This window comes from Blastococcus sp. SYSU DS0619 (genome assembly GCF_054051035.1).
Genome location: NZ_JBJHAM010000001.1, coordinates 96,720 through 116,576 on the forward strand (window position 1 = coordinate 96,720; position 19,857 = coordinate 116,576).

At 73.9% G+C, this 19,857-nt stretch carries 17 protein-coding genes; 2 read left to right on the top strand and 15 right to left on the bottom strand.

Going from position 1 to position 19,857, the window contains the following annotated elements:
- Window positions 1-30 precede the first annotated feature (30 nt).
- A complete protein-coding gene (locus ACI79T_RS00460; protein WP_456608076.1) occupies window positions 31-2,238 on the top strand; it encodes a hypothetical protein in 2,208 nt (735 codons plus the stop codon).
- Window positions 2,239-2,318: 80 nt separating this feature from the next.
- On the opposite strand, the gene aspS is transcribed toward ACI79T_RS00460, so the two are convergent.
- Genes aspS through ACI79T_RS00480 form a run of 4 tightly spaced genes read right to left on the bottom strand, consistent with a single transcriptional unit; the run spans window position 2,319 to window position 7,051 of the window.
- The gene (aspS, locus tag ACI79T_RS00465) at window positions 2,319-4,094 is read right to left on the bottom strand and encodes an aspartate--tRNA ligase (RefSeq protein WP_456608077.1); all 1,776 of its coding nucleotides are present in this window, start codon (window positions 4,092-4,094) and stop codon (window positions 2,319-2,321) included.
- 28 nt (window positions 4,095-4,122) lie between these two features.
- The gene (locus tag ACI79T_RS00470; protein WP_456608078.1) at window positions 4,123-5,112 is read right to left on the bottom strand and encodes an aldo/keto reductase; all 990 of its coding nucleotides are present in this window, start codon (window positions 5,110-5,112) and stop codon (window positions 4,123-4,125) included.
- The gene (hisS, locus tag ACI79T_RS00475; protein WP_456608079.1) at window positions 5,109-6,371 is read right to left on the bottom strand and encodes a histidine--tRNA ligase; all 1,263 of its coding nucleotides are present in this window, start codon (window positions 6,369-6,371) and stop codon (window positions 5,109-5,111) included. Before hisS ends, ACI79T_RS00470 begins: the two co-directional genes overlap by 4 nt.
- Entirely contained in the window at window positions 6,368-7,051 is a 684-nt protein-coding gene (locus tag ACI79T_RS00480) for an MBL fold metallo-hydrolase (protein WP_456608080.1), read from the bottom strand. Before ACI79T_RS00480 ends, hisS begins: the two co-directional genes overlap by 4 nt.
- A gap of 159 nt (window positions 7,052-7,210) precedes the next feature.
- Here ACI79T_RS00480 and ACI79T_RS00485 point away from each other — a divergent pair, with 159 nt between their 5' ends.
- Window positions 7,211-8,059: a peptidylprolyl isomerase gene (locus tag ACI79T_RS00485; protein WP_456608081.1), complete on the top strand. Its 849-nt coding sequence runs from the start codon at window positions 7,211-7,213 to the stop codon at window positions 8,057-8,059.
- Between the two features lie 129 nt (window positions 8,060-8,188).
- On the opposite strand, the gene ACI79T_RS00490 is transcribed toward ACI79T_RS00485, so the two are convergent.
- The 11 genes from ACI79T_RS00490 to pdxT form a co-directional block, all read right to left on the bottom strand.
- Window positions 8,189-10,642 carry a RelA/SpoT family protein gene (locus ACI79T_RS00490; RefSeq protein ID WP_456608082.1) on the bottom strand — a complete coding sequence of 818 codons (2,454 nt, stop codon included), beginning with the start codon at window positions 10,640-10,642 and terminating at the stop codon, window positions 8,189-8,191.
- A gap of 92 nt (window positions 10,643-10,734) precedes the next feature.
- The gene (locus ACI79T_RS00495) at window positions 10,735-11,319 is read right to left on the bottom strand and encodes an adenine phosphoribosyltransferase (protein ID WP_456608083.1); all 585 of its coding nucleotides are present in this window, start codon (window positions 11,317-11,319) and stop codon (window positions 10,735-10,737) included.
- Window positions 11,316-12,689, bottom strand: a complete 1,374-nt coding sequence (gene secF, locus ACI79T_RS00500; RefSeq protein WP_456608084.1) for a protein translocase subunit SecF — start codon at window positions 12,687-12,689, stop codon at window positions 11,316-11,318. The genes ACI79T_RS00495 and secF overlap by 4 nt, the downstream gene beginning before the upstream one ends.
- Entirely contained in the window at window positions 12,686-14,353 is a 1,668-nt protein-coding gene (gene secD / locus ACI79T_RS00505) for a protein translocase subunit SecD (protein WP_456608085.1), read from the bottom strand. Before secD ends, secF begins: the two co-directional genes overlap by 4 nt.
- Window positions 14,354-14,367: 14 nt before the next feature.
- A complete protein-coding gene (gene yajC / locus ACI79T_RS00510) occupies window positions 14,368-14,679 on the bottom strand; it encodes a preprotein translocase subunit YajC (RefSeq protein ID WP_456608086.1) in 312 nt (103 codons plus the stop codon).
- Between the two features lie 149 nt (window positions 14,680-14,828).
- Window positions 14,829-15,953, bottom strand: a complete 1,125-nt coding sequence (gene ruvB, locus ACI79T_RS00515) for a Holliday junction branch migration DNA helicase RuvB (RefSeq protein ID WP_456608087.1) — start codon at window positions 15,951-15,953, stop codon at window positions 14,829-14,831.
- 16 nt (window positions 15,954-15,969) lie between these two features.
- Complete coding sequence (gene ruvA / locus ACI79T_RS00520) at window positions 15,970-16,605, bottom strand: Holliday junction branch migration protein RuvA (protein WP_456608088.1); 636 nt, start codon at window positions 16,603-16,605, stop codon at window positions 15,970-15,972.
- Window positions 16,602-17,171: a crossover junction endodeoxyribonuclease RuvC gene (ruvC, locus tag ACI79T_RS00525; RefSeq protein ID WP_456608089.1), complete on the bottom strand. Its 570-nt coding sequence runs from the start codon at window positions 17,169-17,171 to the stop codon at window positions 16,602-16,604. Before ruvC ends, ruvA begins: the two co-directional genes overlap by 4 nt.
- A 119-nt stretch (window positions 17,172-17,290) precedes the next feature.
- On the bottom strand, window positions 17,291-18,244 hold the full coding sequence (locus tag ACI79T_RS00530) for a L,D-transpeptidase family protein (protein WP_456608090.1): 954 nt from the start codon (window positions 18,242-18,244) through the stop codon (window positions 17,291-17,293).
- A 191-nt stretch (window positions 18,245-18,435) separates the two neighbouring features.
- Entirely contained in the window at window positions 18,436-19,197 is a 762-nt protein-coding gene (locus tag ACI79T_RS00535) for a YebC/PmpR family DNA-binding transcriptional regulator (RefSeq protein ID WP_456608091.1), read from the bottom strand.
- Window positions 19,194-19,856, bottom strand: coding sequence for a pyridoxal 5'-phosphate synthase glutaminase subunit PdxT (gene pdxT, locus ACI79T_RS00540; protein WP_456608092.1), 663 nt, complete (start codon window positions 19,854-19,856; stop codon window positions 19,194-19,196). The genes ACI79T_RS00535 and pdxT overlap by 4 nt, the downstream gene beginning before the upstream one ends.
- Window position 19,857 lies beyond the last annotated feature (1 nt).

Genomic DNA, 19,857 nt, shown 5'->3' on the forward strand with positions numbered 1-19,857 from the left:
GACGGATCGGTCTCGTTTAGCTTCTCGCCCGTGACCACATCCCCGAACGTCGCCCGCCGGCTGCGGTGGCGGCGGAGCACGTCCGCCCTCGCGGTCCTGGGCACCGGCCTCGCCCTGGTGGCGACCGGCTCGCCGGCCCTGGCCGCGCCGGCGACCAGCACGCTCACCGACGAGACCTTCGCCGGCGCCACGACCGGCTCCGCCGACTGGTTCCTCCCGTCGCCGGGCTCGAACCGGGCCTGCCTCACCGCCGGCACCAGCACGGCCCAGCAACCGATCCGCGCCTGTTCCGCGACGGCGATCGACGCCGCGGGGAGCGGCACCCTGCGCCTGACCAGCAACCTCAACGAGCAGGTGGGCAACGCCTACAACGCGGTCAGCCTGCCCACAGCCCGCGGCCTGGACATCGCGTTCGACACCTTCCAGTACGCCCGGGACCTGACCACCGGCGGCGGCTACGACGCGGGTGCCGACGGGATCAGCTTCATCCTCGCGGCGACCGACCCGGAGAACCCGGCGCCGCCGACGACCCAGGGCGCCACCGGTGGAGCGCTCGGCTACAGCAACCTCGGCGGCGGGACCCCGGGCGTCTCCTACGGATACCTGGGCTTCGGCATCGACGTCTACGGCAACTTCACCAACGGCGACTTCGGCGGCACGGACTGCGGTGAGGCGCGCCAGCGCAACACGGCGCCGCAGAACGTGGGCGTGCGAGGCCCCGGCTCGGGCACCCGGGGCTACTGCCTGCTGGAGCACGCCAACCTGGTGAACGGCGACCTCGACAAGCCGGGCCAGACCACCCGACCGACCGCCGTCCCGGTCCGGGTCGCGATCAACCCCTCGGACGAGCCGATGGTCACGGGCGGCGGTCTCACCGTCCCCGCACGCAGCTTCGCGCTGAGCGTGACCACGTACGTGTCGGGCGTCCGGACCCTGACCGGTCCGCTGCCGACCATCGACCCGGGCCTGGGCTTCCCGGCCGACTGGATCAACCCGGCCACCGGGCTGCCCTACCAGCTGAGCTTCGGCTGGGGCGCCTCCACCGGAGGCAGCAACGAGATCCACGAGGTGGGCGGGCTGAGGACAGCCACGCTGAGCGGCCAGCTCCCGGCCTTCACGGCCGACGTCGCCGGCGGCCCGATCGCAGCCGGCGGCCAAGGCACCGTGCAGGTCACCCCCGAGGTTGCCGCCACCGGCGGCCCGGAGGCCGAGCGGACGACGGTGACCACGACGTTCCCCGCCGCCCTCGTCCCGCAGGCGGGCTCGTTCACCACGGCCGAGGGCTACGCCTGCACGACGGCCGCAGCGGTGACCACCTGCCGCTACACCCCCGGATCACCGATCGCGGCCGGTGGCTCGCTGCCGGTCCTCCGCATCCCGGTGACGAGCGCCGATGGCACCACCCCGGGCAGCTACGCGGTGACGACCAAGGTCTCCTCGATCGACGCCCGTCCCGCCACGGCCCGCGGCTCGGTGTCCGTCACGCCGCCTCCCCCGGGTGCGCCGACGGCCCTGACCGCCGTCCCCGACGCCTCGGCCGTGCGGGTCGCCTGGCAGCCCCCGACGGGCGGAGAACCGGCGGCGCGGTACCGCGTCACCTCCAGCCCCGGCGCGGCGACCTGCAGCACGACCGGCACGTCCTGCGTGCTGGGCGGCGTCGCAGGCGTCGGCTATACGATCACCGTGGTGCCGATCAGCGCCGACGGTGTCGAGGGCACGCCGGCGACCGTCACCACGCGCGGCGGCGTCGCCGCCCCGGTCGTGCCGGCCACACCGCCCGCGGACGCCGAGCTCACGCTCACCACGACCGACGGGGACATCACCGAGGCCGAGGCCGGGCAGGAGATCACCGTCATCGGCACCGGCTTCCTCGCGCACTCGACGGTGACCATCGTCATCCACTCGACGCCGATCGTCCTGGGCACGGTCACCACCGACGCCACCGGGAGCTTCCGCAAGGCGGTCACCGTCCCTCTCACGCTGGAGGCAGGGACGCACTCGTTGGTCGCCTACGGGGTCGATCCGCAGGGCGATCCGCACGCCCTCCGGCTGGACGTCGTCGTCGAGGCTGCCGCAGCTCCCGCGGCGGGGGCTCCCAGCGGCGGGGACGGGGCACTGGCCTACACCGGCACCTCGATCGACCCGTTCCAGGTGTCGCTGATCGGCGCCGGCCTGGTGCTCGCCGGTGCGCTGGCGCTCGTCGGGGTCCGCCGCCGACGTCGGCCCGCGGGCACCTGACCGGCCCCTGACACCGGACAGCGCGACGGCGCCCCGTCCTCCCGGCTGCCGGGAGGGCGGGGCGCCGTCGTGCGTGCGGTCTACTTCGTCGGGTCGGACGGGCCGGGCGCCCCGGGCTGCCCCGGCGTCGGCGGCTCCTCCGGCGTGGCGTCGATGCCCGCCTCCTTGCGCTGCGCGTCGGTGATCGGGGTGGGCGCACCGGTCAGCGGGTCGAACCCGGCGCCCGTCTTCGGGAAGGCGATCACCTCGCGGATCGACTCCACCCCGGTGAGCAGCGCGGTCAGCCGGTCCCAGCCGAGCGCGGCACCGGCGTGCGGAGGCGGGCCGTAGGCGAACGCCTCGAGGAAGAACCCGAACCGCTCACGGGCCTCCTCGCGCGACATCCCGAGCGTCTCGAACACCCGCTCCTGCAGCTCGGCGTCGTGGATACGCACCGAGCCGCTCATGACCTCGTTGCCGTTGATCACCATGTCGTAGGCGTCGGACAGCGCCGCGCCCCTGTCCTCGGCGAACCGGTCCCGCCACTCGGGGGTGGGCGAGGTGAAGGGATGGTGCATGAACGTCCAGTCGCCGTCCTCGGTCTCCTCGAACATCGGGAAGTCCACGACGAACAGGAACGACCAGGACCCGGGCTCGATGAGCTCCAGCCGCTTGGCGATCTCGTTGCGGGCGGCGCCCAGCAGCTCCTGCGCCGAGCGCCGTGCCCCGGCGGCGAAGAACACGCAGTCACCGGGCTGCGCGCCGACGGCCTCGACCAGGCCGGCCCGCTCGGCGTCGGAGATGTTCTTCGCCACCGGCCCGCCGAGGGTGCCGTCCTCGGCGATCGTCACGTAGGCCAGGCCGCGGTAGCCCCGCGACTTCGCCCAGTCCTGCCACGCGTCGAACGCCCGGCGTGGCTGCGACCCGCCGCCGGGCATGACGACGGCGCCCACGTACGGGGCCTGGAACACCCGGAACGGGGTGTCGGCGAAGTAGGACGTCAGCTCGGTGAGCTCGACGCCGAAGCGCAGGTCGGGCTTGTCCGAGCCGAACCGGTCCATCGCCTCGCGGTAGGTCATCCGCGGGATCTCGGGCACCTCGTAGGAGGCCAGCTCCCGCCACAGCGCGCGGACGACGTCCTCCGCGACGGCGAGCACGTCGTCCCGCTCGACGAAGCTCATCTCGAAGTCCAGCTGGGTGAACTCCGGCTGCCGGTCGGCGCGGAAGTCCTCGTCCCGGAAGCAGCGCGCGATCTGGTAGTACCGCTCCAGCCCGCCGATCATCAGCAGCTGCTTGAACAGCTGCGGCGACTGCGGCAGGGCGTACCACTTGCCCTGCTGCAGCCGCACCGGCACGAGGAAGTCGCGGGCACCCTCGGGCGTCGAGCGGGTCAGGTTCGGCGTCTCCACCTCGGCGAACCCGTGGCGGTGCATCACCTCGCGCGCGACCCGGCTGACCTCCGACCGCAGCCGGATGGCCCGCGCCGGGCCCTGCCGCCGCAGGTCCAGGTAGCGGTACCGGTAGCGCACGTCGTCGGACGCCGCCTGGTCGGTCTCGATCGGGAAGGGCAGCGGCGCCGCGGCCGACAGCACCCGCAGCTCCGAGGCGGCGACCTCGATCTCGCCGGTCGGCAGCTCGGGGTTCTCGTTGCCCTCCGGACGGCGGCGCACCTCACCGGTCACGAGCACGCAGTACTCGTTGCGCAGGTGGTGGGCCTCCTCCTCCCGGACGACGACCTGCACGTACCCCGAGGCGTCGCGCAGGTCGAGGAAGACCACCCCGCCGTGGTCGCGGCGGCGGGCCACCCAGCCGGCGAGGGTGACGGTGGTACCGGCGTCGGACGCGCGCAGCGTTCCGGCGTCGTGGGTGCGAAGCAAGGTCGGGCCTCTCAGGACAGGGGGTGGGTTACCAGCGGTCGTGCACGTGCGGGCGGATGCGCTCGTCGTACAGCCGCTCGAGGTCGGCGAGCTGGGCGTCGGACAGCGGGGCCATGGTGGCCGCCGCGACGTTCCCCCGTACCTGGGTGACGTTGCGCGCCCCCGGGATGACGGTGGTGACCCCGGGCTGGTCGATGACCCAGCGCAGCGCGAACGCCGCCGTGGGCACGGCGTCACCGGCGATCGCGGCGACCTCGCGGGCCGCCTCGACGCCGACGTCGAAGGGCACGCCCGCGAACGTCTCGCCGACGTCGAAGGCCTCGCCGTTGCGGTTGAAGTTCCGGTGGTCGTCGGCCGGGAACGTCGTCGTCTCGTCGTACTTGCCGGTCAGCAGCCCGCTGGCCAGCGGCACGCGCGCCAGGATCCCGACGCCGGCCTCGCGCGCGGCGGGCAGCAGCTCCTCCAGCGGCTTGCGCCGGAAGATGTTGAGGATGACCTGGATCGTCTGGACGCCCTCGTGCTGCAGCGCGGTCAGGCCCTCCGCCACGGTCTCCACCGACACCCCGTAGGCGGCGATCGAGCCGTCGGCCACGAACCCGTCGAGGGTGTCGTACACCCGCTGGTCGGAGTAGACCGCGGTCGGCGGGCAGTGCAGCTGCACCAGGTCGAGGGTGTCGACGCCGAGGTTGCGGCGGGACCGGTCGACCCAGGCCCGCAGGTTCTCCGGCGTGTACTGGGCGGCCTCGAACGGGTCGGCACGCCGGCCGGCCTTGGTCGCCACGAAGGGCCGGTCGGCCCGCGGCGCCAGCGCCTTGCGGATGCGCTCCTCCGAGCGACCGTCGCCGTAGACGTCGGCGGTGTCCAGCAGGGTCACGCCGGCGTCGAGCGCGGCGTCGAGGACCTCGCCGGCGGTGTCCTCGTCGACGTCCCCCCAGTCACCGCCGAGCTGCCAGGTGCCCAGGCCGATCACGCTGACGTCTGCCCCGGTCCGGCCCAGTGGCCGCTGCTCCATGCTCATGCCTCCACAGTTCCACGCACGGTCTCGAACAGCTCATCGACCGGGACCGACCGCTGCTCACCGGTGCTCATGTCCTTCAGCTGGCCCACGCCCTCGGCGAGGTCCCGCTCACCGATCACGACGACGTGCGAGGCGCCCGACCGGTCGGCCGCCTTCATCGCGCCCTTGAGCCCGCGGTCGCCGTAGACGGTGTCGGCCGCGACGCCGGCCTGGCGCAGCTGCCCGACCAGCCGGACCGCCAGCCGCTTGGCCTCGGACCCGAGCGGGACGACGAACGCCTGCACGCCGGCCACCGCACCGATGTCGAGGCCCTCCGCCTGGACGGCCAGCAGCGTGCGGTCGACGCCGACGGCGTAGCCGATGCCCGAGACGTCGGGGCCGCCGAGGGCCGCGGAGAGCCCGTCGTAGCGCCCGCCGCCGCCGATGGCCGACTGCGCGCCGAGGCCGTTGTGCACGAACTCGAACGTCGTCTTCGTGTAGTAGTCCAGCCCGCGGACCAGCCGGGGGGCCTCGGTCCAGGTCACGCCGAGATCGGTGAGGTGCTGGCGGACGGCGTCGTAGTGCGCCTTCGTGGAGTCCGACAGGTGGTCGACCATCAGCGGGGCGTCGCCGAGCTGGGCCTGCACCTCGGGCCGCTTGTCGTCGAGCACCCGCAGCGGGTTGATCTCCGCGCGCCGCCGGGTCTCCTCGTCGAGGTCCAGCTTCTCCAGGTAGGCCACGAGCAGCTCGCGGTACTGCGGCCGGCAGGTCGCGTCGCCCAGCGAGGTGAGCAGCAGCTCGAAGTCCGTGAGCCCCAGGTCGCGGAACCCCTGGACGCCGAGCGCCACCACCTCGGCGTCCAGCGCGGGGTCGTCGACGCCGAGCGCCTCCATGTCCACCTGGGTGAAGTGCCGGTAGCGCCCGGCCTGCGGCCGCTCGTAGCGGAACGCCGAGCCGACGGTCCAGAGCTTCACCGGCAGCGCGCCCTGGTGCAGCCGGTGCTCGATGAAGGCCCGCATCAGGCCGGCGGTGAGCTCCGGGCGCAGGGTCAGCGAGCGGCCGCCGCGGTCGTCGAAGGTGTACATCTCCTTCGTGACGACGTCGGTCGACTCCCCCACCCCCCGGGCGAAGACGGCGGTCTCCTCGAACACCGGCGTCTCGACGTAGCCGTACCCGGCCCGCCGCAGCGGCGCGGTCAGCGTGTCCCGGACGGCGAGGAAGCGCGCCGAGTCCGGGGGCAGCGTGTCGAAGGTGCCCTTCGGCGCGGTCAGGCCGCTCACAGCCCTCGTCCCTTCGGCGCGGCAGCCGCCTCGGCCAGGTAGGGGTTGGTGGCCCGCTCGCGGCCGATCGTGGTCGCCGGGCCGTGACCGGGCAGCACGACCGTCTCGTCGTCGAGCGGGAGGACGACGTCCCGCAGGGAGCGCACCATCGCGTCCCACGAGCCGCCGGGCAGGTCGACCCGGCCCACCGAGCCGGCGAACAGGACGTCCCCGGCCAGCAGCCCCGGCGCCTCGCCGAGGTCGAGGGAGAACACCACCGAGCCCTGGGTGTGGCCGGGCGCGTGCCGGACGGTCAGGTCCACACCGGCCAGCGACAGCACTGCGCCGTCGTCGAGCCTGCGGACGTCCGACGGGTCCGGGAGCCGCACCCCGGTGATCAGCGGGGCCAGCTGCGGCCCGTGCCAGCGCGCCGGGTCCGACAGCATGCCGTGGTCGTCGGGGTGCAGGTAGGCGGGGATGTCGTAGCCGTCGCACACCGGGAGCACCGAGAAGGTGTGGTCCAGGTGCCCGTGGGTCAGCACGACCGCGACGGGCTTGAGGCCGTCCTCGGCGAGCATGCGGGCCAGGGGCTCGACGGCGTCCATGCCGGGGTCGACGACGACGCACTCCTGCCCGGGCCCGGAGGCGACGGCGTAGCAGTTGGTGCCGAACGCGCCGGCGGGGAACGAGCGGATGAGCACCCGTGCAGGTTACGCGGGGGCGCACGGGCGTTCCGGCGCTGCCAGGGTTCCCCCAGCTCGGCCACCTAGACTCGCACCCCGACCTGCGCCGCGGCTGCCCGTCCGCACCGCCGCCGAGGCCGCCCACCGCGCCCCCGTCCGCCCGAGGAGTCCGCACCCGTGCCCACGAACAAGCAGCGTCGCGAAGCCGCGCAGCGCCACCTGCAGCGTCAGCTGGAGCGCCGCGCCGAGCAGGGGAAGAAGCGCCGCCGCAACCTGGGCCTCCTCCTCGCCGCGGTCGCCGTCGTCGTCGTGGTCGGTGCGGCCCTGCTGATCACCGGCGTGTTCGGCGGCGACGACGGCACCGACGACCAGGCCGCCGGCACCACGACGCCGACGACCGCGGCGTCGACCAGCTCGGCGGCACGCACCACCAACGCCGACGGCACCGTCAGCTGCGAGTACCTGCCCGACGAGTCGGGGAACACCAACCTCACCGACGTCGGCACCCCGCCGAACCCGGAGGCGACGCCCACCCAGGGCACCGCCACCCTCCTGATGGCGACCAGCCAGGGCGACCTCACCCTGACGCTGGACCGGGCGCAGGCCCCCTGCGCCGCGGCCAGCTTCGTGTACCTCACCGAGCAGGGCTTCTACGACGGCACCTCCTGCCACCGGCTGGTCAACGCGGAGACCTTCGGGGTGCTGCAGTGCGGCGACCCGACCGGCACCGGCGCCGGCGGCCCCAGCTACAAGTACGCCGAGGAAGTGACCCCGGAGACCACCTATCCCAGGGGGACCATCGCCATGGCCAAGACCGCGGCGCCCAACAGCACCGGCGGCCAGTTCTTCCTGACCTTCGTCGACACCGAGCTGCCGCCGGAGTACACCGTCGTCGGCACGATCGACGAGGCCGGGCTGGCGGTCCTGGACGAGGTCGCGGCCGGTGGCGTCGAGGGCGCCGAGGGCCCCGGTGACGGCGCGCCGGTCATCCCGGTGACCATCGAGGACATGGCCGTCGTCGGCTAGCAGCCGCCGACCGCCCAGGCATAGGAGGCTTTGCCTACGGTTCCCGCCTGGAAACCGTAGGCAAAGCCTCCTATGCCGAACTGAGCCGAGACAGCTTGTGGCCCGGCCGATGCAGTGCGGTGCCGTTCCTTACGCGGTGACGCGCTCGACGTCGAAGACGCCCTCCACGTTGCGCACCGTCTGCAGGACGGCGCCCAGGTGGGCGGGGTCGGCGAGCTCGAAGGTGAACCGGCTGATCGCCACCCGGTCGCGGCTGGTCTGCACCGACGCGGACAGGATGTTGACCCGCTCGTCGGCCAGCGCCTTGGTGACGTCGGAGAGCAGCCGGTGCCGGTCGAGGGCCTCGACCTGGATGGCGACCAGGAACACCGAGCCCGGCGACGAGGCCCACTCGACCTCGACCAGACGTTCAGGCTTGCTCCGCAGGTCCCCGGCGTTGGTGCAGTCGGTGCGGTGCACGCTCACGCCGCCGCCGCGGGTGACGAAGCCGAGGACCTCGTCGCCGGGCACCGGGGTGCAGCACTTGGCGAGCTTGGCCCACACGTCGGTCATGCCGTGGACGATGATCCCCGGGTCCCCGCCGGCCGACCGGCGGGCGACCGGCCGGCGGGTGGGGATCGCGGTCTCGGCGATGTCCTCGGCGGCACCCTCGCTGCCCCCGAGCGCGGCCATGAGCTTCTCGACCACGGACGCGGCCGACAGCTGGTTCTCCCCGACCGCCGCGAACAGGGCGGTGACGTCGGCGAAGCGGAGGTCCTTGGCCAGGGTCGACAGCGCCTCCCCGCCGAGCAGCCGCTGCAGCGGCAGGCCCGCCTTGCGCATGGCGCGGGTGAGGGCCTCCTTGCCGGCCTCGACCGCATCCTCGCGGCGCTCCTTGGTGAACCACTGCCGGATCTTGGTGCGCGCCCGCGAGGAGCCGACGAAGGTCAGCCAGTCCTTCGACGGGCCGGCGGTGGGCGACTTGGACGTGAAGATCTCGATGACGTCGCCGTTGGTGAGCTTGCTGTCCAGGGAGACCAGCGAGCCGTTCACCCGGGCGCCGATCGTCCGGTAGCCGACCTCGGTGTGCACCGCGAACGCGAAGTCGACCGGCGTCGCCTCGCCGGGCAGGCTGACGACGTCGCCCTTCGGCGTGAAGACGAAGACCTCCTGCGGGCCGAGGTCGTAGCGCAGGGTCTCGAGGAACTCCCCGGGCTCCTGGGCCTCGCGCTGCCAGTCCAGCAGCTGGCGCAGCCACAGCATGTCGTCGGGCGAGCCGGCCTTGGGCGGGGCGCCGAACTCCCCGGCGCTCGGCTTGCCCCCGGCGCGCGCCTTCTCCTTGTACTTCCAGTGCGCGGCGATGCCGTACTCGGCGGTGCGGTGCATGTCGTGCGTGCGGATCTGCAGCTCGACCGGCTTGCCCTGCGGCCCGATGACCGTGGTGTGCAGCGACTGGTACATGTTGAACTTCGGCATCGCGACGAAGTCCTTGAAGCGGCCCGGTACCGGCTGCCAGTGGGCGTGCATGATGCCCAGCGCGGCGTAGCAGTCCCGCACCGAGTCGACCAGGATGCGGATGCCGACGAGGTCCCAGATGTCGGTGAAGTCGCGGCCGCGGACGATCATCTTCTGGTAGATCGAGTAGTAGTGCTTGGGCCGGCCGGTGACGACGGCGTCGATCTTGGCGGCCTTGAGCTGCTCGTTGACCGTCGAGGTCACCTCGGCCAGGTAGGTGTCCCGGGACGGGGCGCGCTCTGCCACCAGCCGCACGATCTCGTCGTAGCGCTTGGGGTAGAGCGTGGCGAACGCGAGGTCCTCCAGCTCCCACTTGATCGTGTTCATACCCAGCCGGTGGGCCAGCGGGGCGAGGATCTCCAGCGTCTCGCGCGCCTTCTTCTCCTGCTTCTCCGGCGGGAGGAAGCGCAGCGTGCGCATGTTGTGCAGCCGGTCGGCGAGCTTGATGACCAGCACCCGCGGGTCGCGGGACATCGCGACGATCATCTTCCGGATCGTCTCGGCCTGGGCGGCGTCGCCCAGCTTCACCTTGTCGATCTTGGTGACGCCGTCGACGAGGTGGGCCACCTCCGACCCGAAGTCGGTGGTGATCGTCTCCAGGGTGACGCCGGTGTCCTCGACGGTGTCGTGCAGCAGCGCCGCGATCAGGGTGGTCGTGTCCATCCCGAGCCCGGCCAGGATGGTGGCGACGGCGAGCGGGTGGGTGATGTAGGGATCGCCGCTCTTCCGCTTCTGCGCGGAGTGCGCCGCCTCGGCGACGTCGTAGGCCCGCTGGAGCAGCGCCAGATCGGCCTTGGGATGGCTCTGCCGGTGCAGCGCGGCCAGCGGCTCGAGCACCGGCCGGACCAGGCCGCTGCGCTGCCCCGCGACGATGCGCCGGGCCAGTCGGTCGCGCACCCGGCGCCGCGGCGCACCCGACTCCGGGTCGAGGGGCTCGGCGCCGACGTCGTCGGGACGGCGCACCGCCGGGCGCTCGGGCAGCGGGCTGCGGGTCGGCGGCTCCCCCGCCGCATCCGGCGCGGTCGGCGGGGCTGCGGTGACCGGACCGGGCCGCGCCGCAGCCGTGTCGGCGGCTACTTCGGAAGCCACGGCGACTCCTGCGGCTGGCAGAGGGGGGACCCTGCCCATGCTAGCGGGACCGGGTGCGCCCACGCCTGGCCCGGCGGGACCTTCTCCCTCGGTCAGGTGGTCCAGAGGGCGTGGACGGCGTGCGGCGCCAGGACCTGCCGGCCACCCAGCGCGGCGAGCTCGACGACGACCGAGATCGCGGCGACCACACCGCCCAGCTGCTCGACCAGGGCCACCGCGGCCGCCAGCGTGCCGCCGGTGGCCAGGACGTCGTCGACGACCAGCACCCGCTGCCCCGGGCGGATGGAGTCGGAGTGCAGCTCCAGCGTCGCGGTGCCGTACTCGAGCACGTACTCCGCGGAGATCCGCTCGCGCGGCAGCTTCCCGGCCTTGCGCACCGGGACGACGCCCACGCCGGCGTCCAGCGCGACCGCCGCGGCGAGCAGGAAGCCGCGCGCCTCGACACCGACGACGACGTCGAAGTCGCGCGGGCCCGACCGGCTGTCCGCCAGGGCGGCCGCCCGGGGGTCGGACACCGCCGGTGCCGCCAGCCCGTCCACCATGCGCCGGAACGCGGGTCCGTCGGCGAACACCGGGGTGAGGTCCCGGAAGACGACCCCGGGCTCGGGGTGGTCCGGGACGTCGACGGTGAGCGAGGCGATGAGCTCGTCGAGCGGCTGCCCGGCCGGAGTGCTCACCTCCGCCGCTTGCCCGCGGGCCGGGTGCGCCCGTCGGGGCGCTGCGGGCGGGCGCCCGGACGCGGGGCCGCGGTGGCCCCCCGGGGCGAATCCGGCCGCACCGACGACGGCGACTCGACGACGACGTCGGCGGTCACCGTGCCCGGCAGGTCCCCCACCACGGAGGCGGCGGTCGAGCCACCGGGGCGGCGCCGGCGGGCGCTGGCCACGGGACCGGCCGGGACCCCGCCGGCGCGCGCCGCCGAGGAGCGCCGGGCCAGGACCCGGCGACGCAGCGCCGCCTGGGCCGGCTCGCGCTCCTTCAAGTCGGCCACGATCGGCGTCGCCAGGAAGATCGACGAGTAGGTGCCGGCCGCCAGGCCCACGAAGAGCACGAGCGCCAGGTCCTTGAGCGTGCCGACGCCGAGCAGTCCGGCCCCGACGAAGAGCAGGCCGGCGACCGGCAGCAGGGCAATCACCGAGGTGTTGATCGACCGCATCAGCGTCTGGTTGACCGCGAGGTTCGCCGCCTCGCCCCACGTCATGCGGGCGCTGCGCTCCAAGTCGCGGGTGTTCTCGTCGACCTTGTCGAACACCACGACGGTGTCGTACAGGGAGAACCCGAGGATGGTGAGGAACCCGATCACGGTCGAGGGGGTCACCTCGAAGCCGATCAGCGAGTAGACGCCGGCGGTGATGATGATGTCGTGCGCGAGGGCGCCCATGGCGCCGACGGCCATCTTGGGCTGGAAGCGCACGGCCAGGAACAGCACGACCGCGACGAGGAAGACCACCAGGGCCACCAGCGCCTGGCTGGTGATGTCCTCGCCCCACTCGGCGCTCACCGACTCGGGGCTGACCTGGTCGGACTCGATACCGGTCGCGTCGGCCAGCGCGTCGACGACGGCGCGCTCGGTGTCGTTGTCCAGCTGCTCGGTGCGGATGAGCAGGCTGTTGCCACCGACGACCTGGGCGGTGGCCACCTCGGCCCCGGCGTCCTCCGCCGCGGCGCGGGCGTCCTGCAGCTGCTGCTCGGTGCCGGGCAGCCGGAAGCTGTTGCCGCCCGCGAAGTCGATGCCGAAGTTGAACCCCCGGAAGACCATCGAGGCGAGGCACAGCAGCACGACCACCGCGGTGATCTTGTAGATCAGCCGGCTGCGCCCGACGACGTCCAGCCCGACCTCGCCGTTGTACAGCCGCGAGCTGAGGCCGGCGCGCCGGCCCTGTCCCGGTGCGGCGGGCGCGGAGACCTCGTCGCCGCCCGGGTCCTGGGGCAGCCCGGCGTCGGCGAGCGCGTTCTCGCCGGTGCCCACCGGCGACTCCTCCGCCGTCGGCTCCTCCGGCGTCGGCTCCTCCGGCGTCGGCTCCGCCGGGTCGGTGGGGCGGGTCATGAGGTGCTCCTGTCCTGACGGCCCGGCCCGGAGGCGGCGCCGACGAGCTCACGGCTGGGGGCCGGTGCACCGGTGTCCGGGCGGCGGGTGTGCTGGACCTGGCCGAGACCGGAGAACCGGTTCCTGCCGAAGCCCTTGAGCCGGGACAGCACCGCCATGAGCGGGTGGGTGAAGAGGAAGACGACGACGAGGTCGAGGACCGTCGACATGCCGAGCGTGAACGCGAAGCCCTTCACGTCGCCGATCGCCAGCACGTAGAGGATCGCGGCGGCGAGGAAGCTGACCGCGTCGGCGGAGAGGATCGTGCGGCGGGCGCGGACCCAGGCACGCGGCACCGCCGAGCGCAGCGAGCGGCCCTCGCGGATCTCGTCCTTGAGCCGCTCGAAGTAGACGACGAACGAGTCCGCGGTGATGCCGATGGAGACGATGAACCCGGCGATGCCGGCGAGGCTCAGCGTGAAGCCGATCTCGCGGCCCAGCACCACCAGGACGCCGTACACGACCACCGCCGACAGCGCGAGGCTGGCGATCATGACCAGGCCGAGCAGCCGGTAGTAGAACAGCGCGTAGACGAACACCAGCGCGATGCCGAGACCCCCGGCGATCAGGCCGGCCTCCAGCTGCTCCTCCCCGAGCTCGGTGGAGATCGACTGGGCGGTGGCCTGGGTGAAGGTCAGCGGCAGGGCGCCGTACCGGAGCTGGTTGGCCAGCTCGGTGGCCGATTCCTGGTCGAAGTCGCCGGTGATCGTGGTCTGGGTGCTGATCGCGCCCTGGATGGTGGGGGCGGAGACGACCCGGCCGTCCAGGGTGAAGGCGACGTTGGCCCCGACGTTGGCGGCGGTGTAGGCCGCCCAGGTCGCGCGGCCCTCGCTCTGGAAGTCCAGCAGCACGATCCAGCTGCCGTCCGTCGGGGAGGTGGCGGCGCTGGCGTCGTCGATCTCGGTGCCCTCGATGATCGTGGGGCCGAGCAGGTACTTGACGGCGCCGTCCTCGCTGCACGCGGCCACGTAGGACTCCGGCCGGTCGACGTCGCCGGTCACGTTCTCCGCCTCGCAGGTCAGCGTGGCGAACTCCGCGGCGGCCTCCTCCTGCGTCACGGCCGGGGCGTCGGGGTCGGGCAGCGCCGGGTCCTCGACGGCGTCGCCGGTCGCCGCGTCGTCCGTCGCCGCGTCACCGGTTGCCTCGGCGGCGTCCCCGGTCGCGTCGCCGTCGGCGGTCTCGGCGCCCTCGGTCAGCTCGGCGTCCTCGGTCACCTCGGTGTCCTCGGTCGCCGCGTCCTCCGCGGGGACGGCTGCCCCGACGTCGATGACCGGGCGGAAGCGCAGCTGCGCCGTGGCGCCGAGCTCGCGCGCCTGCTCGCCGTCCTCCCCGGGCACGGAGATGACGATGTTCGAGTCGCCTTCGGTGACCACCTCGGCCTCGGCGACGCCGAGGCCGTTCACCCGCTGCTCGATGATCCGGCGGGCCAGCTCCAGGTCCTCCTGGGCCGGTGCCTGGCCGTCGGGCGTGCGGGCGGTCAGGGTGACGGTCGTGCCGCCGCGCAGGTCGAGCCCGAGCTGCGGTGTCCGGGTGTCTCCGGTGAAGAAGACCAGGCCGTAGAGGAGGGCGACGATCAGCGCGAACGCGCCGAAGTAGCGCCCCGCGGGGAGCGAGCGGTTGGCCACGGGGTTCCGCCGGGTCAGACGGTGCCGTCGGCCGGACGCGACGGGTCGTCGCCGACCGTGTCCGCACCGGCCGGGCGCCGCACCTCGAGGATGGCCTGGCGGGCGAAGGTGACGACGACGCCCGGAGCGATCTCCAGGTCGACCGTGGTGTCACCCAGCGCGGCGACGGAGCCGTGCAGGCCGCTGCTGGTCATGACCGGGGTGCCGATCGTGAGCGACGCCTGCATGGCGGCGTTCTGCTCCTGCATCTTCTTGCGCTGCCGGGCGGGCAGCACGAACAGCACGACGGCCAGCAGGGCCAGCATGATCAGCGGGAAGTACTCCACGACAGGTGTGCCTCTCTTCCGCGTCTGGTGCTCCGCGGTGGGTGCGGTCCGGGACGGGACCGCGTCGGGTACGTCGGCACCGGCACGCGCGGTGACCAGACGGGACGCGCACGTTCCGGCCTGCGAGTTGCGCGCCAGCGTCCGGGAGTCTAGGCGTCGAACAGCGCTTCTGACGACGGCCCCGGTGCCTGTGGGTCTGCTGTGACCCGCCCGAGGGGGACGCCGCCCCGGGGCAACGGCTGCCCGAGGTGCTGCCAGGCCGCCTCGGTGGCGACCCGCCCGCGCGAGGTGCGGGCCAGCAGCCCCGCGCGCACCAGGAACGGCTCGCACACCTCCTCGACGGTGTGCGGCTCCTCCCCCACCGCCACGGCGAGGGTGGCGACGCCCACCGGCCCGCCGCCGAACTTGACGACGAGCGCCTCGAGGACGGCGCGGTCGAGCCGGTCCAGACCCAGGTGGTCGACGTCGTAGAGCGCCAGCGCGGCCTCGGCGACGTCGCGGGTGACCCGGCCGTCGCCCTCGACCTCGGCGTAGTCGCGCACCCGGCGCAGCAGCCGGTTGGCGATCCGGGGGGTGCCCCGCGAGCGGCCCGCGATCTCCGCGGACCCCTCGGCAGTCAGCTCCACGCCGAGCAGGTCGGCGCTGCGGGCGAGCACCCGCTGGAGCTCGGCCGGCTCGTAGAACTCCATCTGGCCCACGAACCCGAACCGGTCGCGCAGCGGGCCGGTGAGCAGCCCGGCGCGGGTGGTGGCGCCGACGAGCGTGAACGGGTTGATCTCCAGCGGGATGGCGGTGGCGCCCGGTCCCTTGCCGACGACGACGTCGACCCGGAAGTCCTCCATCGCCATGTAGAGCAGCTCCTCCGCGGGGCGGGCGATGCGGTGGATCTCGTCGATGAACAGCACGTCGCCGGCCGCCAGGTTGGAGAGCATGGCGGCGAGGTCACCGGACCGCTCGATCGCCGGGCCGCTGGTGATCTTCACCGACGTGCCGAGCTCCGAGCCGATGATCAGCGCCAGGCTGGTCTTCCCCAGCCCGGGCGGGCCGGAGAGGAGCACGTGGTCGGGGGTGCGGCCACGCCGCTTGGCCCCTTCCAGCACCAGGCCGAGCTGGCGGGCGACCTTGGGCTGGCCGATGAAGTCGTGCAGCGAGTGCGGGCGCAGCGCCGATTCGACGACCCGCTCCTCGTCCCCCGCCTGCGGCGACACCGTCCACTCCTGCGCCGCGTCGCCGGCCAGCTCCCCGGTCAGCGACCGGTCGAACGGCGCGCTCACGACCTCACCCGCCCGGTCACGAGCGGCCCAGCAGCTGGAGGGCCTGGCGCAGCAGGACGGCGACCTCGACGCTGCCGGTCGCGACGATCTGCTCGTCGGCCACCGGGGCGAGCTGGGTGACCGCGCCCTCGGCCTCCTTGGCGCTCCAGCCCAGGCCCACGAGGGCCGACGTCAGCTGGTCGCGCCACGGCGCCACCGGGGTGACCGGCAGGCCGGCGGGTGCCGGGGCGTCGAGGGAGGTGTCGGTGCTGGCCGAGCCGAGGCGGTCGCGCAGCTCGAGGATGAGCCGCTCAGCGCCCTTCTTGCCGATGCCCGGCACCTGCATGAGGGCCTTGACGTCGGCCATCGACACCGCCCGCCGGACCTCCCGCGGCGGGTGGATGGCCAGCACCGCCTGGGCCAGCCGCGGGCCGACGCCGTTCGCCGTCTGCAGCAGCTCGAACAGCTGGCGCTCGTCGTCGTCGGCGAAGCCGTACAGGGTGAGCGAGTCCTCGCGCACGACCAGGCTGGTGGCCAGCCGGGCCGCCTCGCCCACCTGCAGCCGGGCGATCGTGCCGGGCGTGCACTGCACCGACAGCCCGATCCCGCCTACCTCGACGACGGCACCGTCGGGCCCCACCGCCGCCACCCGGCCGTGGACGCTGGCGATCATCGGGCCGCCACCCCCGTCCAGCGCGGCAGGGTCGTGGCGCGCACCGGCGCACCGATGCCGCCGGCGATGGCCGCCGTCCGCAGCCGCTGCTGGGCCGGACCGCGCCAGGCGTGGCAGACCGCCAGCGCCAGCGCGTCGGCGGCGTCCGCCGGCTTGGGGGCGGCGGCAAGCCCGAGAACCCGGGTGACCATGAGGGTGACCTGCTCCTTGTCCGCGCGGCCGTTGCCGGAGATGGCCGCCTTGACCTCGCTGGGCGTGTGCCAGGCGACCGGCCGGTCGGCCTGCGCCGCGGCGAGCGCAGCCACTCCGGCCGCCTGCGCCGTCCCCGTGGCGGTGCCCTTGTTGTTCTGGGTGAAGACCCGCTCGATCGCCACGACGTCGGGTCGGTGCTCCCGCAGCAGCGCCGTCACCGCGGTGTGCAGCTCGAGCAGCCGCAGCTCCAGGTCCAGCTCCGGCAGGGTACGGACCACGCCCACGCCGATCGCCGTGGGACGTGCGCCGGGACGCCCGTCGACCACACCCCACCCGCACCGGGTGAGGCCCGGGTCGATGCCGAGCACCCGCATGGAGAAGCCTTCCGCCGAACCGAACGCCTGTTCGACCTACGCTAACCGACCGGGAGACGCACCTGCCGCAACACGCCCGCGACGAGTTCGCCGACCGCGGACCGCCGGCCGGCGCCTCCTCAGCCGACGCCGATGGCGATCAGCGGCCGCGCGGCCGGGTCCAGCCACCGCAGCAGGGCGGTGAGGCTGCCCGCGTCGACGGCCACGCAGCCGGCGGTCGGAGCGCCGTTGCTGAGGTGCAGGAAGAAGGCCGAACCGGCGCCGGGGGTGCCCGCCCCGTTGTAGTCGATGACGACGGCGTGCGCGTAGGCCAGCTCGTCGGCGAGGTTCTCGCTGGCCGCCTCGGCGAAGTCGCAGGTGCCGCGGGCGCACTCCGCGTACTGGTTGTACCGGGGGCTCTGCACGTCCGAGACCCACCAGTCGTCGCCGTCGACGACCCGGTAGGGCAACGCCGTGCCCGGGTTGCCGGCGCGGCCGAACGCCTCGGTGAGGGTGTACGTCCCGGCCGGGGTGCGGGTGCTGGTCTCGCTGGCCGCGCCCACCCCGGAGGAGCCGATCCGGGCGGTCACCGGGCCGAGCACCGGCGTCCAGCCGGCCGGGCCCAGCTCCCAGGCGGTGAGCTGGGCGCTGGTCGACCTCGACGACGGCGCGACGACGGTGACCACCTGGCGGGAACCGCCGGGGTCGACGCCCAGGGGCAACGCGGCGCCGGTCGGCGCGGAGGATGCCGCCGGGGAGGGTGCCGCGGTCCGCCCGGACGACCGGCCCGCAGCCGGAGCGGCCGCGGTGGAGGCGGCTCCGGCCGCTCGCGCAGCGGCTGCCTGGGCCTCGGCGGCCGCCCGTACCGCGGCGGCGGCCTCGGCCTCGACGGCGGCGCGCTCCGCGCGCCGGGCCTGCGTGTCGTAGCCCCGGGGCAGCCCCACGGCCAGCCGGCCGGTGTCCACGGCCGCGGGTGCCGTGAACCCGGCCGCCGGACCGGCGACCGCGTCGGCAGCCACCACGACGGCCGGCGACGGCCGCGCGGCCGGCGACCACGCCCCCAGCGCCAGGGCGGTGACCGCCACCAGGGTCATCGCCCGCAGGCTGCGCCCGACCCGACTCGTCCTCGCCACCTGTGCGCTCCCGTGCTCGCCGGCACAGGAGCGGGCTCTCCTGCGCGCCGGAAGCTAGCGCGCGCGCAGCACCGCCGCGGGAACCCCGACGTCGCGCCGCGGCGGGTGGGATCGGTGGGGTGGACGGGTCCGCTGCGATGCTCCCGGCGGCGTCAGGCGTCAGCCGAGACCTGCTCCATGACCTCGTCGGACACGTCGTAGTTCGCGTAGACGTTCTGCACGTCGTCGAGGTCCTCGAGGGCGTCGATGAGCCGGAACACCTTGCCCGCGCCGTCGGCGTCGAGCTCCACCTGCACGCTGGGCTGGAAGCCGGCCTCGGCGGAGTCGTAGTCGATGCCCGCGTCCTGCAGGGCGGTGCGCACGGCGATGAGGTCGCCGGGCTCGCAGAGCACCTCCAGCGTGTCGCCGAGGTCCCGCACCTCCTCGGCGCCGGCGTCCAGGACGGCCATGAGCACGCTGTCCTCGTCCACCCCGTCGGCGGCGGGCACGACCACGACGCCCTTGCGGGAGAAGAGGTAGGAGACCGACCCCGGGTCCGCCATCGAGCCGCCGTTGCGGGTCATGGCGGTGCGGACCTCCATGGCCGAGCGATTCTTGTTGTCGGTGAGGCACTCGATGAGCACCGCGACGCCGCCGGCGGCATAGCCCTCGTAGGTGATGCCCTGGTAGTCGACCCCACCGGCCTCGAGGCCGGCGCCGCGCTTGACGGCCCGGTCGATGTTGTCGTTCGGGACCGAGCTCTTCTTGGCCTTCTGGACGGCGTCGAACAGCGTCGGGTTGCCGGAGAGGTCACCGCCACCGGTCCGCGCCGCGACCTCGATGTTCTTGATCAGCTTGGCGAAGAGCTTGCCGCGCTTGGCATCGATGCCGGCCTTCTTGTGCTTCGTCGTCGCCCACTTGGAATGGCCGCTCACGGCTTACCCCTCTCGTTCCCGGCGTCCGAGCCGGCCCTCTCGGCCAGGTGACGGCGCACCATGTCGACGAACAGCGCGTGCACCCGGCGGTCCCCGGTCAACTCCGGGTGGAAGCTGGTGGCCACCACGTTCCCCTGGCGGACCGCGACGATCCTACCGTCGGCCGGACCACCGACGACCCGGCCGATGACCTCGACCCCGGGGCCGGCCTGCTCGACCCACGGGGCCCGGATGAAGACCGCGTGCAGCGGGCCGCCGTCCAGGCCGGCCAGGTCGACGCGCGTCTCGAAGGAGTCGGCCTGCCGGCCGAAGGCGTTCCGCCGCACGGTGACGTCGAGCCCACCGACCGTGGGCTGGCCCGGCGGCGCGTCCAGCAGCCGGTCGGCGAGCAGGATCATCCCGGCACACGTGCCGTAGGCGGGCAGCCCCGCGCCGACCGCCGCGCGCAGCGGTTCCAGCAGGCCGAACCGGCGGGCCAGCGTGGTCATCGTCGTCGACTCCCCGCCGGGGACGACGACGCCGTGGACGTCGGCGAGCTCCTCCGGGCGGCGCACCGGCCGGGCCTCGGCCCCCTCGGCCCGCAGGGCGGCCAGGTGCTCCCGGACGTCACCCTGGAGCGCCAGGACCCCCACGACGGGACGGGCGGCTCCGGTGGACACG

Coding starts and splice junctions, on each gene's coding strand:
- ruvA (WP_456608088.1), bottom strand. CDS start 16,605: ATGATCGCCAGCGTCCACGGCCGGGTGGCGGCGGTGGGGCCCGACGGT.
- ACI79T_RS00470 (WP_456608078.1), bottom strand. CDS start 5,112: ATGAGCATGGAGCAGCGGCCACTGGGCCGGACCGGGGCAGACGTCAGC.
- ACI79T_RS00530 (WP_456608090.1), bottom strand. CDS start 18,244: ATGACCCTGGTGGCGGTCACCGCCCTGGCGCTGGGGGCGTGGTCGCCG.
- secF (WP_456608084.1), bottom strand. CDS start 12,689: ATGACCCGCCCCACCGACCCGGCGGAGCCGACGCCGGAGGAGCCGACG.
- ruvC (WP_456608089.1), bottom strand. CDS start 17,171: ATGCGGGTGCTCGGCATCGACCCGGGCCTCACCCGGTGCGGGTGGGGT.